This window comes from Azospirillum sp. NS33 (assembly GCF_059703765.1).
Genome location: NZ_BAAKJB010000039.1, coordinates 25,160 through 40,275, shown reverse-complemented (window position 1 = coordinate 40,275; position 15,116 = coordinate 25,160). Strand labels below are relative to the sequence as shown.

At 72.9% G+C, this 15,116-nt stretch carries 15 protein-coding genes; 3 read left to right on the top strand and 12 right to left on the bottom strand.

All coding sequences use genetic code 11. From position 1 onward, the window contains the following. The first annotated feature begins 416 nt into the window (after positions 1 to 416). Complete coding sequence (locus tag AC6H2I_RS25745; RefSeq protein ID WP_497503626.1) at positions 417 to 701, top strand: helix-turn-helix domain-containing protein; 285 nt, start codon at positions 417 to 419, stop codon at positions 699 to 701. Beyond that, complete coding sequence (locus tag AC6H2I_RS25740; RefSeq protein ID WP_497503625.1) at positions 698 to 2,050, top strand: type II toxin-antitoxin system HipA family toxin; 1,353 nt, start codon at positions 698 to 700, stop codon at positions 2,048 to 2,050. Before AC6H2I_RS25745 ends, AC6H2I_RS25740 begins: the two co-directional genes overlap by 4 nt. A 32-nt stretch (positions 2,051 to 2,082) precedes the next feature. On the opposite strand, the gene AC6H2I_RS25735 is transcribed toward AC6H2I_RS25740, so the two are convergent. From AC6H2I_RS25735 to AC6H2I_RS25680, 12 genes are all read right to left on the bottom strand, one after another. Further along, positions 2,083 to 2,514 carry a group III truncated hemoglobin gene (locus AC6H2I_RS25735; protein ID WP_497503624.1) on the bottom strand — a complete coding sequence of 144 codons (432 nt, stop codon included), beginning with the start codon at positions 2,512 to 2,514 and terminating at the stop codon, positions 2,083 to 2,085. A gap of 58 nt (positions 2,515 to 2,572) precedes the next feature. Continuing rightward, positions 2,573 to 3,220 (bottom strand): 3-oxo-tetronate 4-phosphate decarboxylase, encoded by a 648-nt coding sequence (gene otnC / locus AC6H2I_RS25730; protein ID WP_497503623.1) that lies wholly within the window; start codon positions 3,218 to 3,220, stop codon positions 2,573 to 2,575. Then, on the bottom strand, positions 3,217 to 4,473 hold the full coding sequence (otnK, locus tag AC6H2I_RS25725) for a 3-oxo-tetronate kinase (RefSeq protein ID WP_497503622.1): 1,257 nt from the start codon (positions 4,471 to 4,473) through the stop codon (positions 3,217 to 3,219). Before otnK ends, otnC begins: the two co-directional genes overlap by 4 nt. Before the next feature lie 34 nt (positions 4,474 to 4,507). Continuing rightward, positions 4,508 to 6,487: a transketolase family protein gene (locus tag AC6H2I_RS25720; protein WP_497503621.1), complete on the bottom strand. Its 1,980-nt coding sequence runs from the start codon at positions 6,485 to 6,487 to the stop codon at positions 4,508 to 4,510. A 62-nt stretch (positions 6,488 to 6,549) separates the two neighbouring features. Further along, positions 6,550 to 7,509 carry a D-2-hydroxyacid dehydrogenase gene (locus AC6H2I_RS25715; protein WP_497503620.1) on the bottom strand — a complete coding sequence of 320 codons (960 nt, stop codon included), beginning with the start codon at positions 7,507 to 7,509 and terminating at the stop codon, positions 6,550 to 6,552. A gap of 29 nt (positions 7,510 to 7,538) precedes the next feature. After that, complete coding sequence (locus AC6H2I_RS25710; protein ID WP_497503619.1) at positions 7,539 to 8,426, bottom strand: NAD(P)-dependent oxidoreductase; 888 nt, start codon at positions 8,424 to 8,426, stop codon at positions 7,539 to 7,541. Positions 8,427 to 8,450: 24 nt separating this feature from the next. After that, the gene (locus tag AC6H2I_RS25705; protein ID WP_497503618.1) at positions 8,451 to 9,710 is read right to left on the bottom strand and encodes a TRAP transporter large permease; all 1,260 of its coding nucleotides are present in this window, start codon (positions 9,708 to 9,710) and stop codon (positions 8,451 to 8,453) included. Beyond that, entirely contained in the window at positions 9,707 to 10,267 is a 561-nt protein-coding gene (locus AC6H2I_RS25700) for a TRAP transporter small permease (protein WP_497503617.1), read from the bottom strand. The genes AC6H2I_RS25705 and AC6H2I_RS25700 overlap by 4 nt, the downstream gene beginning before the upstream one ends. A gap of 2 nt (positions 10,268 to 10,269) precedes the next feature. Next, positions 10,270 to 11,250 carry a TRAP transporter substrate-binding protein gene (locus AC6H2I_RS25695; protein ID WP_497503616.1) on the bottom strand — a complete coding sequence of 327 codons (981 nt, stop codon included), beginning with the start codon at positions 11,248 to 11,250 and terminating at the stop codon, positions 10,270 to 10,272. A gap of 83 nt (positions 11,251 to 11,333) precedes the next feature. Beyond that, positions 11,334 to 12,344, bottom strand: a complete 1,011-nt coding sequence (locus AC6H2I_RS25690) for a transketolase family protein (protein WP_497503615.1) — start codon at positions 12,342 to 12,344, stop codon at positions 11,334 to 11,336. Beyond that, positions 12,341 to 13,186 (bottom strand): transketolase, encoded by an 846-nt coding sequence (locus AC6H2I_RS25685; protein ID WP_497503614.1) that lies wholly within the window; start codon positions 13,184 to 13,186, stop codon positions 12,341 to 12,343. The genes AC6H2I_RS25690 and AC6H2I_RS25685 overlap by 4 nt, the downstream gene beginning before the upstream one ends. Before the next feature lie 58 nt (positions 13,187 to 13,244). Continuing rightward, a complete protein-coding gene (locus AC6H2I_RS25680; protein WP_497503613.1) occupies positions 13,245 to 13,994 on the bottom strand; it encodes an SDR family NAD(P)-dependent oxidoreductase in 750 nt (249 codons plus the stop codon). 191 nt (positions 13,995 to 14,185) lie between these two features. Here AC6H2I_RS25680 and gcvA point away from each other — a divergent pair, with 191 nt between their 5' ends. After that, positions 14,186 to 15,112, top strand: coding sequence for a transcriptional regulator GcvA (gene gcvA / locus AC6H2I_RS25675; RefSeq protein WP_497503612.1), 927 nt, complete (start codon positions 14,186 to 14,188; stop codon positions 15,110 to 15,112). Positions 15,113 to 15,116 lie beyond the last annotated feature (4 nt).

Genomic DNA, 15,116 nt, shown 5'->3' with positions numbered 1-15,116 from the left:
GGTGGGGTGGGAGGCACGGGGCGTCCGCAGGCCGCCGCGGGCCGGAGGCCGGCGGGTCGACGCGTTCGGACATGGCCCCATCCCGGCCCCCTTGCTGGACGGGGTGGCGTCGCGCCGACAGGCGGGCCGACCCCCTCGATCGGGCAGGTTATAGACCCGGACGGTTGCCTCGGCAAGCGGCGGGGTGCACCGCGGCATGGGGTGAGTTGCGGCGTGGTGATCCGGGTTCTCCGTACATTTGCGCATCCGCCGGGACGTGGCCTCTCCAGACGGCTCCCCGTCTCCGGCTTCCCGATCGGGAAGGTTCGGGTTCCCGGCCCGTCAAGGTTGAGCGATTCTTCCCGCTCGGGAAGAGGCCCCCTTGACCCTGGAGAGCAAAGGCCCCATCTTCCCGAGCGGGAAGAAGGGCGCGCCCCATGGACATCCTCGACACGCCGGGCCGCTTCGGTGGCCTCATCCGTTCGCGGCGGCAGGCGCTCGGCATGACCCAGCGCGACCTGGCGCTGGCCGTCAACGTCGGTGAGCGATTCATCGTCGATCTCGAAAGCGGCAAGCCGACCTGCCAGCTCGGCAAGGCGCTCGCCGTCGCCAGGGGAGTCGGCGTCCGGCTCGTCCATGACGCCCCCGTTCCGTCCGCCGACACGCGGCCCGGCCCCGGCGGCGCCTACCCCGACCTTCCCGACCTCGGAGACGGGGCGTGACCACGCTTCCCGTGTTCTACGAGCACCTTGTCATCGGTGAGATCTCCCTCGCCAGAGATGGGCCGTCCTTCGCCTACGACCCCCGCTGGCAATACACGCGGGGGGCGTTCCCGGTGTCGCTGGGAATGCCCTTCGGCGGCGGGCCCTTTGGTCCCGGCGTCCTGATGCCGTGGCTGGCCAACCTGCTGCCCGAGGACGCCAACCTGCTCGCTGTCGGACGGACCCTCGGCGTCGCCCCCCAGGACGTGATCGGCATCCTGGAGCGGATCGGCGGCGACACGGCCGGGGCGCTGACCATCGGGCATCCCCGTGCCGGAGAGGTGCCTGGCCACCGGCCCATCGACGGCGAGGCCGAGCTGGAGCGCATCGTCGAGGAGCTGCCGGCGAAGCCTTTCCTGGCTGGCGAGGACGGCGTGTCGATGTCGCTGGCCGGCGCCCAGGACAAGCTGCCCGTCGCGATCCTGGCGGACGGACGGCTGGCGATTCCGGTCAACGGGGCACCGTCCACCCACATCCTGAAGCCCGACGTCCGCCGCCGCCTGTGGGGCAGCGTGCAGAACGAGGCGCTGTGCATGACGCTCGCCGGCCGCTGCGGCCTGAAGACCGCGGCGGTGACGACGGGCCGGGCGGGGGAGCGGAGCTACCTGCTGGTGACCCGCTACGACCGGGTGCAGCGGGAGGGGCGCTGGCTGCGCATGCACCAGGAGGACTTCTGCCAGGCGCTCGGCAAGCCGCCCGGAGCGAAGTACGAACGCAACCGCTCGGGTGTCCGGGGTCCGCGGCTGGCGGACATGTTCAAGGTGGTGGACGACCACCTGACGGCGGCCGACCGCATGCGGCTGCTCGATGCCGTGGTCTTCAACGTGCTGATCTGCAACACCGACGCCCACGCCAAGAACTACAGCGTCCTGCTGACGGGACGGGGCGCCACGCTGGCTCCGCTCTATGACCTGATGTGCGCGGCGGCCTGGGAGACCGTCACCAAGACCCTGTCGCAGACGATCGCCGGCAAGGACCGCGGCGATCACATCAAGGGCCGCCACTGGCAGCGGATGGCCGACGCGTGCGGCTTCAACCGCACGATGATCCTGCGGCGGATCGAGACGGCTGCGGACCGTGTCCGACGGGAACTGCCGGCGGCGGTCGCGGCGGTCCGGGCGATGCCCGCCGGCGACCATCCGCTGCTGCGCGAGTTCGCCGCGGCGATCGAGGCCCGCTGCCGGACCGTCGTGCAGAACCTCGCGCATGTCGGGGCGGACGCCGGGGCGGACGCCGGGGCGGACGCCGGGGACGAGGAGCCGGGGGACACCGAGCCACTCCCGCATCAAGGGCCCTCGTCAGCGGCCTGAGGGCAATGTTCAGGCCCGGCCCTCCGACCGACCTACCCCCGGGCCATTCCCTGGACGTACTGGATGCCCATCAGCAGGCTGCGGGCGATGTTGTGGGCGCGGTCGAGGAAGAAGCGGGCGGCCTCGGGGGTGCAGACCTCGGTGGTGGTCTCGGCGAACAGCTCCAGCCAGCGCTCGAACTCGGCGGGGCCGACGTCGAGGCGGGCGTGCACCGGCATGGGGCGGCCGTCGTAGCGCCGGGTCAGCAGGGCCACCGACGACCAGAAATCCATCATCTTGCGCAGGTGCGGCTCCCAGTCCGCGATCTCCGCGGCGAAGATCGGCCCCAGCACCGCGTCGTCGCGGATCTTGCCGTAGAAGGTGCGCACCAGGCGCTCGATCATCGCCTCGTCGATGCCGGTGGCGGCGACCCGCTCGGCGACGGTGACGTCGCGCAGGCTGGGGGAGGAGGCGGGGGTGGTCATGGGCGGGGCGGCTCCTCGGTCGGTGCGGTCTGGTCCTGCACCATGTGGGGTCCCGCCTTCAACTGGGAAACGCCTCTTCCAGATCGGCGACCTGCCGTGCGTCCAGCGGGACGGTGGGCCGGCCGGCCAGCAGGAAGCCCAGCCGGGCGGTCTCCTCCAGCTCCTCGGCCGTGAAGACGGCGTCGGCCAGGGTGGTGCCGGCCACCACCGGGCCGTGGTTGGCCAGCAACAGGGCGTGGTGGTCGCAGGCCAGCCGGCCCACCGCGTCGGCCAGGGCGCGGTCGCCCGGGCGGAAATAGGGCACCAGCGGCAGCCGGCCCACCCGCATCACGTGGTAGGCGGTCAGCGGCGGCAGCACGTTGGCGGGGTCGGCGTGGCACTGGCACGACACCGCCACCGCGTGGGTGCAGTGGAGATGGACGATGGCCCGGGCCTGCGGGCGGGCGCGGTACATCGCCAGGTGCAGGAACGCCTCCTTGGACGGCGGGTCGCCGGCCACGCGGCCGCCGGCCGCGTCGAGCCGGGCGATCCGCTCCGGCTCCAGCAGGCCGAGGCAGGAGTTGGTCGGCGTGACCAGCAGCCCGTCGTCCAGGCGCACGCTGATGTTGCCGGTGCTGCCGTGGGCGTAGCCGCGGCGGTAGAGCAGGTCGCCGAAGCGGGCGATGGCGTCCCGCAGCGCCGTCTCGTCGGCGGTGTGCCCGATCATGGCAGCCGCTCCCAGGCGGTGAGGAAGAGGTCCGGGGCGCCGAAATTGCCGGACTTGAGCGCCAGGCGCAGGGGCGGGCCGTCGGCCACCGCCATCCACGGCACGCCCGGCGCGATCTCCGGCCCGACCCGCAGGGCGCGCACGCCCAGCGCCGCCACCACCGCGCCGGAGGTCTCACCGCCGGCGACGATCAGCCGGGTCGCCCCCGCCGCCGCCAGCCGCACCGCCAGATCGGCGAACAGCCCCTCCACCAGGGCCGCCGCACCGTCGCGGCCGTGCTGGGCCTGGGCCGCCGCCACCGCCGCGGGGTCGGCGCTGGAGTGGACCAGGACCGGCGCGTCGGCGGGCTGGGCGGCCACCCAGGCCGCGGCCCGCGCCGGATCGTCGCCGGGACCCACCGCCAGCGCCGGCAGGCCGGCTGCCACGAAGCGGGCGACCTGGCCGCGGGTGGCGGCCGAGCAGCTTCCCGCCAGCACCACGGCGCGCCCCGCCGGCCCGTCCATGGACGCCACGCCGCCGCCGCCGGCCAGCCGCCCGGCGCGGCGGAAGGCGTCGGGCAGGCCCAGCGCCATGCCCGACGCCCCGGTCACCAGGGGCGCGTCGGCCACCGCAGCGCCCAGCGTGCGCAGGTGCGCCTCGGTCACGGCGTCGGCGATGGCGATGGCCACCCCCGCGGCGCGCAGCGCGGCCAGGGCCTCCGCCACCGCCGCCGGCCCGGCCTCGACGGCGGCCAGCGGCAGGCTGCCCACCGCCAGCCCGGTCTGGCGGCCCAGCACCCGCACCAGGTCGGGGTCGCGCATGGGGGTGAGGGGGTGGTCGCGCATGGCGCTGTCCGACAGCAGGCTGCGGCCGACGAACAGGTGGCCCTGGTAGACGGTGCGGCCGGTGGCCGGGAAGGCCGGGCAGGCCAGGGCGATGGCCGCACCGGTGCGGGCCATCAGCGCCTCGATCACCGGGCCGATGTTGCCGGCGTCGGTGGAATCGAAGGTCGAGCAGTACTTGAAGAACAGCTGGCGGGCGCCGGCCGCCCGCAGGGCGTCGGCGCTGGCCAGGCTCTGGCGCACCGCCTCCGCCGCCGGGACGGTGCGGGTCTTCAACGCCACCACCACGGCGTCGGTTTCGGCGTCGGCCAGGGCGGCCGCCCCGGCGTCGGGCACGCCGATCACCTGGATCGTGCGCATGCCCCCGCGCACCAGGGTCAGCGCCAGATCGGTGGCGCCGGTGACGTCGTCGGCAATGCAGCCCAGCAGCATGGCGGGTCCCCCTTCACGTCCGCGGCGCGGCCGGTCACAGCCGGGCCGTCACGGCCGCCGCCACGCGTTCGGCCGTGATGCCGAAATGGGCGTAGAGCTCGGGCACCGGGCCCGAGGCGCCGAAGCCGGCCATGCCGACGAAGCCGCCGGCGTCGCCGATCCAGCGCTCCCAGCCCTGGACCACCGCGGCCTCCACCGCCACCCGCACGGTGGCGGGGTCGATGACGGCGGCGCGGGCGGCGGCGCCCTGGGCCGCGAACAGCTCCCACGACGGCATGGAGACCACGGCGGTGGGGATGCCGTCGGCCTGCAGCAGCCGGCGCGCCGCCACCGCCACCGCCACCTCCGACCCGGTGGCCAGCAGGGTCGCCCGGCGCGGCCCGCCCTCGGCCTCCTCCAGCACATAGGCGCCGCCGGCGCACCGGTTGGTGTCGGTGTGGGCGGTGCGCACCGCCGCCACCGGCTGGCGGGAGAACACCAGCGCGGTCGGGCCGCTGCGGTGGGTCAGGGCGATCTCCCAGCACTCCGCCGCCTCCACCGCGTCGGCCGGGCGCAGCACCAGCAGGTTGGGGATGGCGCGCAGGCTGGCCAGCACCTCCACCGGCTGGTGGGTCGGCCCGTTGGTGCCGACGCCGATGCTGTCGTGGGAGAAGACGAAGGTCACGGGCAGGCCCATCAGCGCGGCCATGCGGATCGCCGGGCGCTCGTAGTCGCAGAACGCCAGATAGGTGATGCCGGTGGCCACCACGCCGCCGTGGGCGGCCATGCCGTTCAGCATGGAGCCCATGGCGTGCTCGCGCACCCCGTAGTGGAGGTAGCGCCCGGAGCGGTCGTCGGCGGTGAAGGCGGACAGGCCGCGCTTGTGCAGGGTGGCGCCTTCCAGGTCGGGGGCGCCCGACACCATCTCCGGGATCGCCGCGGCCAGCCGGTCGACGAGGTCGCCGGAGATCTTGTAGCCATGGTCGGCGTGGCCGGTCGCCGCGGCGTGCCGCTTGTAGGCGTGCAGCGCGTCGGCCCAGCCCGCGGGCAGCCGCCCCTCGCGCAGCCGGTCCAGGGTGCGCCGGCGCGCCGGGTCCAGGGCGGCCACCCGGTCCAGCCAGGCGGCGCGCGCGCCGTCGCCGCGCCGGCCGGCGGCACGCCACGCGGCGCGCACGTCGTCGGGCACTTCGAAGGGCCCGTGCGGCCAGTCCAGGGCGGCGCGGGCCGCCGCGGTGTCCTCGGCGAAGACGCGGCCGCCATGGGCGGCGCGCTGGCCCTCGACGCGGGGGATGCCGCGGCCGATGCGGGTGGTGCAGGCGATCATCGACGGGCGCGGGTCGGCCTTGGCCGCCTCCAGCGCCGCCGCCACCGCATCGGCGTCGTGGCCGTCCACCGCCTGGACGTGCCAGTGGCTGGCCTGGAAGCGCAGGGCCATGTCGTCGGACAGGGCCCAGGCGATGTCGCCGTCGTCGGTGATGCGGTTGTCGTCCCACAGGACGGTCAGCTTGCCCAGGCGCAGGTGGCCGGCCAGCGAGATCACCTCCTGCCCCACGCCCTCCTGCAGGCAGCCGTCGCCGACCAGGGCGTAGGTGCGGTGGTCGACCAGGTCGGCGCCCAGCAGGCGGTTCAGCAGCGCCTCGGCCACCGCCATGCCCGCGGCGTTGGCGATGCCCTGGCCGAGCAGACCGGTGGTCACCTCGATGCCCAGGCGCTGGTCGATCTCGGGGTGGCCGGCGCAGTGGGAGCCCAGCACCCGGAAGCGCTTCAGCTCGTCGATCCCCATGCCGGCGTAGCCGCACAGGTGCAGCAGCGAGTAGATCAGCATGGAGCCGTGGCCGTTGGACTGCACGACGCGGTCGCGGTCGAACCATTGGGGGTCGGCGGCGGTGAACTTCAGGTGCCGGGTGAACAGCGCGGTGGCGGTGTCGGCCGCCCCCAGCGGCGTGCCGGGGTGGCCCTCGCCGGCGCGCTCGATGGCGTCCATGGAGAGGAAGCGGATGGCGTCGGCCATCCGGCGGGGATCGGCGCCGGTCATGGCGGTGGGTTCCGTCTGGTGGGGTGGGGGGAGGGGGCCGGGGAAGGAGGCCGCGGGCGCCGTCAGCCGACCACGTTGCGCGGCGTGCCGGCGGCGAACGCCTCGATGCAGGCGGTCACCTGGTCGGCCACCGCCTGGCGCGCCTCGCGGCTGGCCCAGCCGACGTGCGGGGTGAGGATGAAGTCGGGGCGCGCGGCCAGGGCCATGAAGGGGTGGTCGGGCGGCGGCGGCTCGGCCGACACGGCGTCGACCGCCACACCGGCGATGCGGCCACCCTCCAGGGCGCGGACCAGGGCGGCCTCGTCGATCAGCCCGCCGCGGGCGGTGTTGACCACCAGCGGCCGCCGCGCCATGCGGGCGAACTCCGCGTCGCCCAGTAGGTCGCGGGTGCCGGCGGTGAGCGGGCAGTGCAGGGTGAGGACGTCGGCCTCCTCCAGCACCGTCTCGAAGGGGGTGTAGAGCGGCCCCATGCCGGTGCTGCCCTTGTGGGCGGCGAACAGCACGCGCATGCCGAAGGCGCGGCCCAGCGCCGCCACCGCCTGGCCGATCGCCCCCTCGCCGACCACCCCCAGGGTGGAGCCGGCGAGGTCGCGGATGGGGTGGGTGGTCAGGCTGAACTGGCCGCTCGCCTGCCACTCCCCGCGGGCCACGGAATCGCGGTAGGCGAACAGGGAGCGGCGCAGCGCCAGGATCAGGGCGAAGGTGTGCTCCGGCACGGTGTGCACGGCGTAGGCGCGCACGTTGCACACGGTGACGCCGCGCCGCCGGCAGGCGGCGACGTCCACGGTGTCGGTGCCGGTCGCGGCCACCGCGATCAGCCGCAGCGCGGGGAGCTGCTCCAGTTCCGCCTCGCCGATCCGCACCTTGTTGACGACGAGCACGGTGGCCCCGCGGGCCCGCTCCACCACCTGGTTGGGGGCGGTCAGGCCGTGCACGGTCCAGGAGTGGGGCAGGCCGGGGCGGCGCATCGCCACCTCCGGGCCGAGGGTGTCGTGGTCGAGGAAGACGATGGTGTCGGGCATGGGATGGCCTTCCGATCGGGCGGTCCGCGTCACGCGGGACGCGGCGTGCCGTTCATGGCGTGGTAGGTGCGGATCACCTGGCTGTCGTCGGCGCCGCCCTCGCCGCGTCCCGACGTCGCCAGGAACAGCTGGTGGGCCAGCGCCGCCAGGGGCAGGGCGGCCTTGGCGTCGCGCCCGGCCTCCAGCACGATGCCCAGGTCCTTGACGAAGATGTCGACGGCGCTGGTCACCTCCGGCTCGCCCTGCAGCATGCGGGGGCCGCGGTCCGTCAGCATCCAGCTCGCCGCCGCCGAGCCGCCCATGATCTCCAGCAGCACGCCGAGGTCGACGCCCACCTTGGCGGCCAGGGCGAAGGCCTCGGCCACCACGGCGATGTGGACGCCGCACAAAAGCTGGTTGACGGTCTTGACGGTGGCGCCCTGGCCGGGGCGTTCGCCGACGTGGAACACCTTGTCGCCCATGGCGGCCAGCACCGGCCGGGCGTCGGCGAAGACGGCGGTCGGGGCGGCGGCCATGATCGACAGGGTGCCGGCCACCGCGCCGACCACCCCGCCCGAGACGGGTGCGTCGACGAAGCGGCGGCCCGCCGCCTCGACCCGCGCCGCCAGGGCAGCGACCGCATCGGGCGGGCAGGTCGCCATGAGGACGACGAGGCCGCCGGCGGGCAGCGCCTTCAGGGCGCCGCCCTCGAACAGGGCGGCCTCGGCCTGGGCGGCGTTGACCACCATCAGCACCAGCGCGTCGGCCCCCCGTGCCGCCTCGGCGGCGGTGGCGGCGGTGTGGCCGCCGGCCGCCGCCAGCGCGTCGAGGGAGGCCGTCTTGAGGTCGAAGCCGCGCACCGCGAAATCCCGGGCCAGCAGGTTGCGCGCCATGGGCAGGCCCATGGAGCCGAGGCCGATGAAACCGACGGTGGTCATGGTCGTGGTCTCCGGTGGAGCGGGTCAGTAGAGGGTGAAGGCGGGGACGTAGGACACCAGCCCCAGCACCGTCAGCGCGACCAGGTAGAAGGGCCACAGCTCGCGCACGATGGCACCGATCGGCTCACGCGAGATCGCCGCGGAGATGAACAGGGTGGTGCCGATGGGCGGGGTGAACAGGCCGATCGACAGGTTCACCGCCATCATGATGCCGAGCTGGATGAGGTCGAGGCCGATGGCCGCCCCCACCGCCACGAAGGTCGGCCCCAGCAGCAGGATCGCCGCCGGCAGGTCGAGGAACATGCCGACCAGCAGCATGATGACGTTCATGGCCAGGATGATCAGCCACGGCTCCTGCAGCACGTTCTGGGCGTAGGCGGCGACGGCGTTGGGGATCGCCTCGATGATCAGCACGTAGCCGACCAGGTTGGAGGCGGCGATCACCAGCATGACCACGCCGGTGGTGACCACGGTGCCGACCAGGGCCGCCCAGACCCGGGCGACCGTCAGGTCGCGGTAGATCACGGCGCTGACCAGCAGGGCGTAGGCGACGGCGACGACGCTCACCTCGGTCGGGGTGGCGATGCCGAAGCGCAGCAGCACCAGGATGAACACCGGCATCAGCAGCGCCGGCAGGGCGGTGACGGTGGCGTGGGCGATCGCCCGCGGGTCGGCCCTGTCGGCCAGCAGCGGGAAGCGGCGGATGCGGCCGCTGAGGTAGCAGACCATCATCATGCCCGCGGCCAGCAGCACGCCGGGCAGGATGCCGGCCAGGAACAGCGAGGCGATCGAGGCGTTCGACACCGCGGCGTAGAGGATCAGCGGGATCGACGGCGGGATCAGCCCGGCGATCACCGAGGACGACGCGGTGGTCGCGGCACCGAAGGCGGCGGGGTAGCCCTCGCGCTTCTGCCAGGGGATCAGCATGGTGCCCAGCGCCGACGCCTCGGCCACGGCGGAGCCGGAGACGCCGCCGAAGATGGTCGAGCCGACCACCGTCACCTGGGTCAGGCCGCCGGGAAAGTGGCCGACCAGGGTCGCGGCGAAGCGCACCAGCTTCTGGCCCAGGGTGCCGCTCATCATCAAGGCGCCGGACAGGATGAAGAAGGGGATGGCCAGCAGCGGGAAGCTCTGGGTCGGCTGGAACAGCTTGACCACGGCGATCACCGTGGGCACCGAGCCCAGGGTCATCACCGCCGCGCCGGAGCTGATGACCAGCGCGTAGCCGACGGGAAAGGACAGCAGCAGCAGGGCCGCGAAGACCCCGACCATGAGCAGCGTCATAGCTCGTCCTCCGGGTGTTGGGCGCGGACCGATGCGGGGTCCTCGGCGACCAGGACGCGGGCGAAGGTGGTCAGCGCGGTCAGCCCGACGCCGGCGAAGCCGGCGATCAGCGCCAGGTAGGCCCAGCGGGCGGAGATCCCGGTGACCGGGTAGACCTCGGTTCCGGTGATCGCGATGACGGCCAGGCCGATGTAGGCGAGATAGAAGAAGGTGGCGGCGACCACCGCCTGCATGGCCAGGAGGAGGACCCGGGCCAGGCCGCGGCCCGCCAGGTCCAGGGTGACGGTGACGGCGATGTGGGCGCCGCGCTGGGCGGCCAGCACGATGCCGCCCATGACCAGCCAGGGGAACAGGATGTTCGGCATCTCCGACGGCCATCCCAGGCCCTGGGTGGTCAGGTAGCGGACGACGACCTCGGCCCCGAGCGAGAGGAACAGGCTCACCAGGGCCGCGACCGCGACGGCCGTGGCGGCGACGGCGATGACCGTGTCCGCCACGCGGATGAGGGAGGCGGGCACGCCCGCCCCCGACACCGCCCGCTCGCGCGAGGCCTCCATCATCACTTCTTGGCCGCGGCGGCGGCTTCCTCGCGCACCAGCTTCACCAGCTCGGGGAACTGGGCCTGCCACTTGTCGTAGACCGACTGGGTCTTGGCGACGAAGGGGGCGGCGTCGACCGCGTTGAACCGGACGCCGGCGGCCTCCATCTTGCCGCGCAGCTCGTCGTCGGCCTTCTGCGACATGGCGCGGTTGAGCTCGCCGGCCTCGGCCGCCGCCTCCCGCACCGCCGCCCGGTCGGCCTCGGACAGGCTGTCGAACACCATCTTGCTGGCGAGAACCGGGGTCGATTCGTACTTGTGGCCGGTCAGCGAGATGTACTTCTGCACCTCGAACAGCTTGGAGGAATAGATGTTCATCAGCGGGTTCTCCTGGCCGTCGACCACGCCCTGCTGGAGCGCGATGTAGAGCTCGGAGAAGGCCATCGGCGTGGGGTTGGCGCCCAGCGCCTTGAAGATGTCGACGGTGATCGGGTCCGGCGGGGTGCGCAGCTTGACGCCCTCGAGGTCCTCGGGCTTGGTGATCGGGCGCACGTTGTTGGAGACCTGGCGGATGCCGTTGTCCCAGAAGGCCAGGACCACCATCCCCTTCTCCTCGGCCAGGTCGCCGAGGCGCTCGCCCACCGGGCCGTCCATCACCGCCCAGGCCTGGGGCAGGCTCTGGAACAGGAAGGGCAGGCCCAGCACCGCGAACTGCGGCACGACACCGGAGGTCGAGCCCTGGGAGTTGGCGCTGAACGCCAGGGTGCCCAGGCGCATGCTGGTCAGCGCCTCCACGTCGTCGCCGTACTGGGCGTTGCCGCCGACCTCGACCTTGATGCGGCCGCCGGTCTTCTCGGCGACCAGCTCGGCGAACTTCAGCGACGCCTCGGCCTTGGGGTTGCCGGGGGCGGCGTTGTGGGCGAGGCGAAGCACCTGCTGGGCCCAGGCGGGGGACGCCAGGAGCGTGGTGCCCAGGGCCAGGGTGAGAAGCATCCTCTTCATCGATTTCCTCCGGTTGGTGTTGTTCGCGTCATGGTCGCGGGTGGGATGACGGCCGTTCCCCGGCCCTTCTTCTTCCGGCCGGCTCAGGCCAGCCAGCCCTTGATGCTCCGGCACATCGCCTCGGTGGAGATGCCGTAGCGGTCGTGGAGCGTCGGCAGGGCGCCGGCCGCCAGGAACTGGTCGGGCAGGCCGATGTGGCGGAACACCGGGGTGACGCCGGCGCGCAGCAGCAGGCCGGCCACCGCCTCGCCCAGGCCGCCGACCACGCTGTGGTTCTCGGCCACCACCACCATGCGGCCGGTGCGCCCGGCCTCGCGCAGGATGGTCTCGGCGTCCAGCGGCTTGATGGTGGGGACGTGCAGAACCGCCACGTCGACCTTGTCGGCCGCCAGGGCCTGGGCCACCTCCAGCGCGCGCATGGTCATCAGCCCCGACGAGACGATCAGCACGTCGGCGCCGTCGCGCAGCACCTTCGCCTTGCCCAGCTCGAAGCGGTAGCCGTACTCGTCCAGCACCAGGGGCACGTTGCCGCGCAGCAGGCGCATGTAGACCGGGCCGCGGTGGGCGGCGATGGCCGGCACCGCCTGCTCGATCTCCAGGGCGTCGCAGGGGTCGACGATGGTCAGGTTCGGCATGGCGCGCATCAGCGCCAGGTCCTCGGTCGCCTGGTGGCTGGGGCCGTAGCCGGACGTGAGGCCGGGCAGGGCGCAGACGATCTTCACGTCGAGGTCCTCCTCGGCGATCGTCTGGTGCACGAAGTCGTAGGCCCGGCGCGTGGCGAACACGGCGTAGGTGGTGACGAAGGGCACCGCACCCTCGTGGGCCAGCCCGGCGGCGGCGCCCATCAGCAGCTGCTCGGCCATGCCCATCTGGTAGTAGCGCTCGGGGAACGCCTTGGCGAAGATGTGCAGGTCGGTGTACTTGCCGAGGTCGGCGGTCATGCCGACGATCTCCGGCCGCTGCCCGGCCAGTTCGACCAGGGCGTGGCCGAACGGGGCGGATTTCGTGCGCTGGCCCTCGCCGGCGATCGAGGCGATCATCGCCGAGGTCTTGAGGCGCGGCTTGGCCGCCGCGGGGCTGGTGGTCTGGCTCATGCGGTCCTCCCCGCGTCGAGCGCGGCCAGGGCGAGCTGCCACTCGTGCGCCTCGACGCGGATGAAGTGGTTCTTCTCGCGGGCTTCCAGGAACGGCACCCCGCAGCCCATCCTGGTGTCGCAGACGATCATCCGCGGCTTGGGTTCGTGGAGGGTGCGGGCGGTGTCGAAGGCCGCGGTGACGGCGGCCAGGTCGTTGCCGTCGACTCGCTGGGCGTGCCAGCCGAACGCCTCCAGCTTCGGCACCAGCGGCTCGAAGCCCATCATCTGGGTCGACGGGCCGTCGGCCTGCTGGTTGTTGACGTCGACCACCGCGATCATGTTGTCGAGCTTCCAGTGGGCGGCCGACAGGATCGCCTCCCACACCGAGCCCTCGTCCAGCTCACCGTCGGAGAACAGCGTGTAGACGAAGGCGGGGGAGCCCTTGCGCTTCAGCCCCAGCGCCTTGCCCACGGCGATCGACAGGCCGAGGCCGAGCGAGCCGCCGGACATCTCCATGCCCGGCGTGTAGCTGGCCATGCCCGACATCGGCAGCCGGCTGTCGTCGCTGCCGTAGGTCTCCAGTTCCTCGTCGGGGATGAAGCCGGCCTCGATCAGCGCGGAATAGAGGGCGATGGCGTAGTGGCCGTTGGACAGCAGGAAGCGGTCGCGCCCCTCCCAGTGCGGGTCGTCGGCCCGGTAGGTCATGGCGTGGAAGTAGGCGACGGCCAGCACGTCGGCGATGTCGAGGGCCTGGGCGATGTAGCCCTGGCCCTGCACTTCGCCCATCCGCAGCGCGTTGCGGCGGATGCGGTAGGCCCGTTCGGCCAGATCCACGTTGTGTCCGATGGGGGTGGTGTCCACGTCTTTCTCCAGGGGTCGTGCGCGCCTGTGTGCGCGGCGGCGGCGGACGCCGGATCCGTCAGTGGATCAGCATGCCGCCGTTGACGTCGATGGTGGCGCCGGTGACGTAGGAGGACAGTTCCGACGCCAGGAACAGGCAGGCGCGGGCGACGTCGTCGGCCTCGCCCAGGCGGTTCAGCGGGATGCCCTTGAGGATCTCGGCCTTGAGGTCCGGGGTCAGCTTGCCGCCGGTGATGTCGGTCTGGATCAGGCCGGGGGTGATCGCGTTCACCCGGATGTTGTCGGGGCCCAGCTCGCGCGCCATCGCCTTGGCCAGCCCCAGCACGCCGGCCTTGGCGGCGCTGTAATGGGGGCCGCCGAAGATGCCGCCGCCGCGCTGCGCCGACACCGAGGACATGCAGACGATGGATCCGGCGCGGCGCTCGCGCATGTGCGGGATGGCGGCCTGGCTCATGTAGAGGGTGCCGCGCAGGCTGACGTCGGTGACCGCGTCGTAGTTCTCCGGGCCGATGTCCATCAGGCGCAGCGGCTGGGTGATGCCGGCGTTGTTGACCAGGACGTCGACCCGGCCGAACTCGCCGATCACCCGCTCCATGGCGGCCTGGCAGGAAGCCTTGTCGGTCACGTCGCAGGGGTAGCCACGATGGGCTTCGCCCAGTTCCGCCGCGGTGCCGGCGGCCGCCGCGCCGTCGAGGTCGACGATGATCGCCCGCCCCCCGTGCAGCGCGAACAGCTGGGCGGTGGCGCGGCCAATGCCGCGGCGCGACGCCGCCCCCGTGATCACGCACACCTTGTTGGAAAGCAGCATGTCCTGTCCTTTGCAAAACCTCCCCGTGGCGGCGGAAGACGCGCCGCGGAGCGGATCGTTGTTTGTCGGTGTTTGCGGAGCCGGCCATTTGCTGTTGCGGCCAACCACTTCGTCGACTGTATGGGGTTGAGGTGAGCCGAACAAATGAATAAGATCGGCTTCGCATGAGCTGAATTCACCGAAATGGTGCGATGCGCAAACGGGTCTCGATCAAGGCGGTTCAGGCGTTCGAGGCGGCGGCGCGGCTGGGCTCCTTCGCGCTTGCGGCAGAGGAACTGGCGGTCACGCCGTCGGCGATCAGCCATCAGGTGCGCATCCTGGAGGACCAGCTTGGCGTGCGGTTGTTCCGCCGGGTGCACCGGGCCGTGGTGCTGACGGACGTCGGCGCCGCCTATTCGGCGGAGGTGACGGCGGCCTTCACCCGCATCGAGGCGGCGACCCAGAACGTCGAGGCGGCGGGCGGCAACGCGATTCTCACCGTCCACTCCACGCCCAGCTTCGCCACCCAGTGGCTGATGCCGCGCCTGGGCGCCTTCAAGGAGCTGCAGCCGGGCATCGACATCCGCCTCCACGCCTCGGTGGGCGCCGCCGACCTGGCGGAGGGGCTGGCGGACGTGGACATCCGCTACCGCCCCGGCCCGGCCTTCGACGGCGCCGTGCTGGTGCCGTTCCCCGAGGACATCATCGTGCCGATGTGCTCTCCCGGGCTGGCCGCCGGGCTCAACCCGATCCGCCGCGCCGCCGACCTCGCCAAGCACACCCTGATCCACTCCGAGGTCAACATCCTGAGCTGGCGCGACTGGGCCCGCCACCACCGGGCCAGCCGCCTCGACCTGGAGCGCGGCCTGCGCTTCGACCGCTCCTTCATGGCCATCAGCGCCGCGGTCGACGGCATGGGCGTGTGCCTGGACAGCCTGCTGCTGGCGGAGCGGGAGCTGCTGTCCGGCCGCCTGGTGGTGCCCTTCGCCACCCAGGGCATGCGGGTGCGCGGCCACGCCTTCGTCACTTTGAAGGCCAAGGCCGACCAGGCGAAGATCCGCACCTTCCGGGAATGGATGTTCGCGGAGATGAGGACCGGCCGGCAGGCCGCTGAACAGCTCCTCGCCGCGCCACGCTGAGGGC

Coding starts and splice junctions, on each gene's coding strand:
- AC6H2I_RS25745 (WP_497503626.1), top strand. CDS start 417: ATGGACATCCTCGACACGCCGGGCCGCTTCGGTGGCCTCATCCGTTCG.
- AC6H2I_RS25735 (WP_497503624.1), bottom strand. CDS start 2,514: ATGACCACCCCCGCCTCCTCCCCCAGCCTGCGCGACGTCACCGTCGCC.
- otnC (WP_497503623.1), bottom strand. CDS start 3,220: ATGATCGGGCACACCGCCGACGAGACGGCGCTGCGGGACGCCATCGCC.
- otnK (WP_497503622.1), bottom strand. CDS start 4,473: ATGCTGCTGGGCTGCATTGCCGACGACGTCACCGGCGCCACCGATCTG.
- AC6H2I_RS25720 (WP_497503621.1), bottom strand. CDS start 6,487: ATGACCGGCGCCGATCCCCGCCGGATGGCCGACGCCATCCGCTTCCTC.
- AC6H2I_RS25715 (WP_497503620.1), bottom strand. CDS start 7,509: ATGCCCGACACCATCGTCTTCCTCGACCACGACACCCTCGGCCCGGAG.
- AC6H2I_RS25710 (WP_497503619.1), bottom strand. CDS start 8,426: ATGACCACCGTCGGTTTCATCGGCCTCGGCTCCATGGGCCTGCCCATG.
- AC6H2I_RS25705 (WP_497503618.1), bottom strand. CDS start 9,710: ATGACGCTGCTCATGGTCGGGGTCTTCGCGGCCCTGCTGCTGCTGTCC.
- AC6H2I_RS25700 (WP_497503617.1), bottom strand. CDS start 10,267: ATGGAGGCCTCGCGCGAGCGGGCGGTGTCGGGGGCGGGCGTGCCCGCC.
- AC6H2I_RS25695 (WP_497503616.1), bottom strand. CDS start 11,250: ATGAAGAGGATGCTTCTCACCCTGGCCCTGGGCACCACGCTCCTGGCG.
- AC6H2I_RS25690 (WP_497503615.1), bottom strand. CDS start 12,344: ATGAGCCAGACCACCAGCCCCGCGGCGGCCAAGCCGCGCCTCAAGACC.
- AC6H2I_RS25680 (WP_497503613.1), bottom strand. CDS start 13,994: ATGCTGCTTTCCAACAAGGTGTGCGTGATCACGGGGGCGGCGTCGCGC.
- gcvA (WP_497503612.1), top strand. CDS start 14,186: ATGCGCAAACGGGTCTCGATCAAGGCGGTTCAGGCGTTCGAGGCGGCG.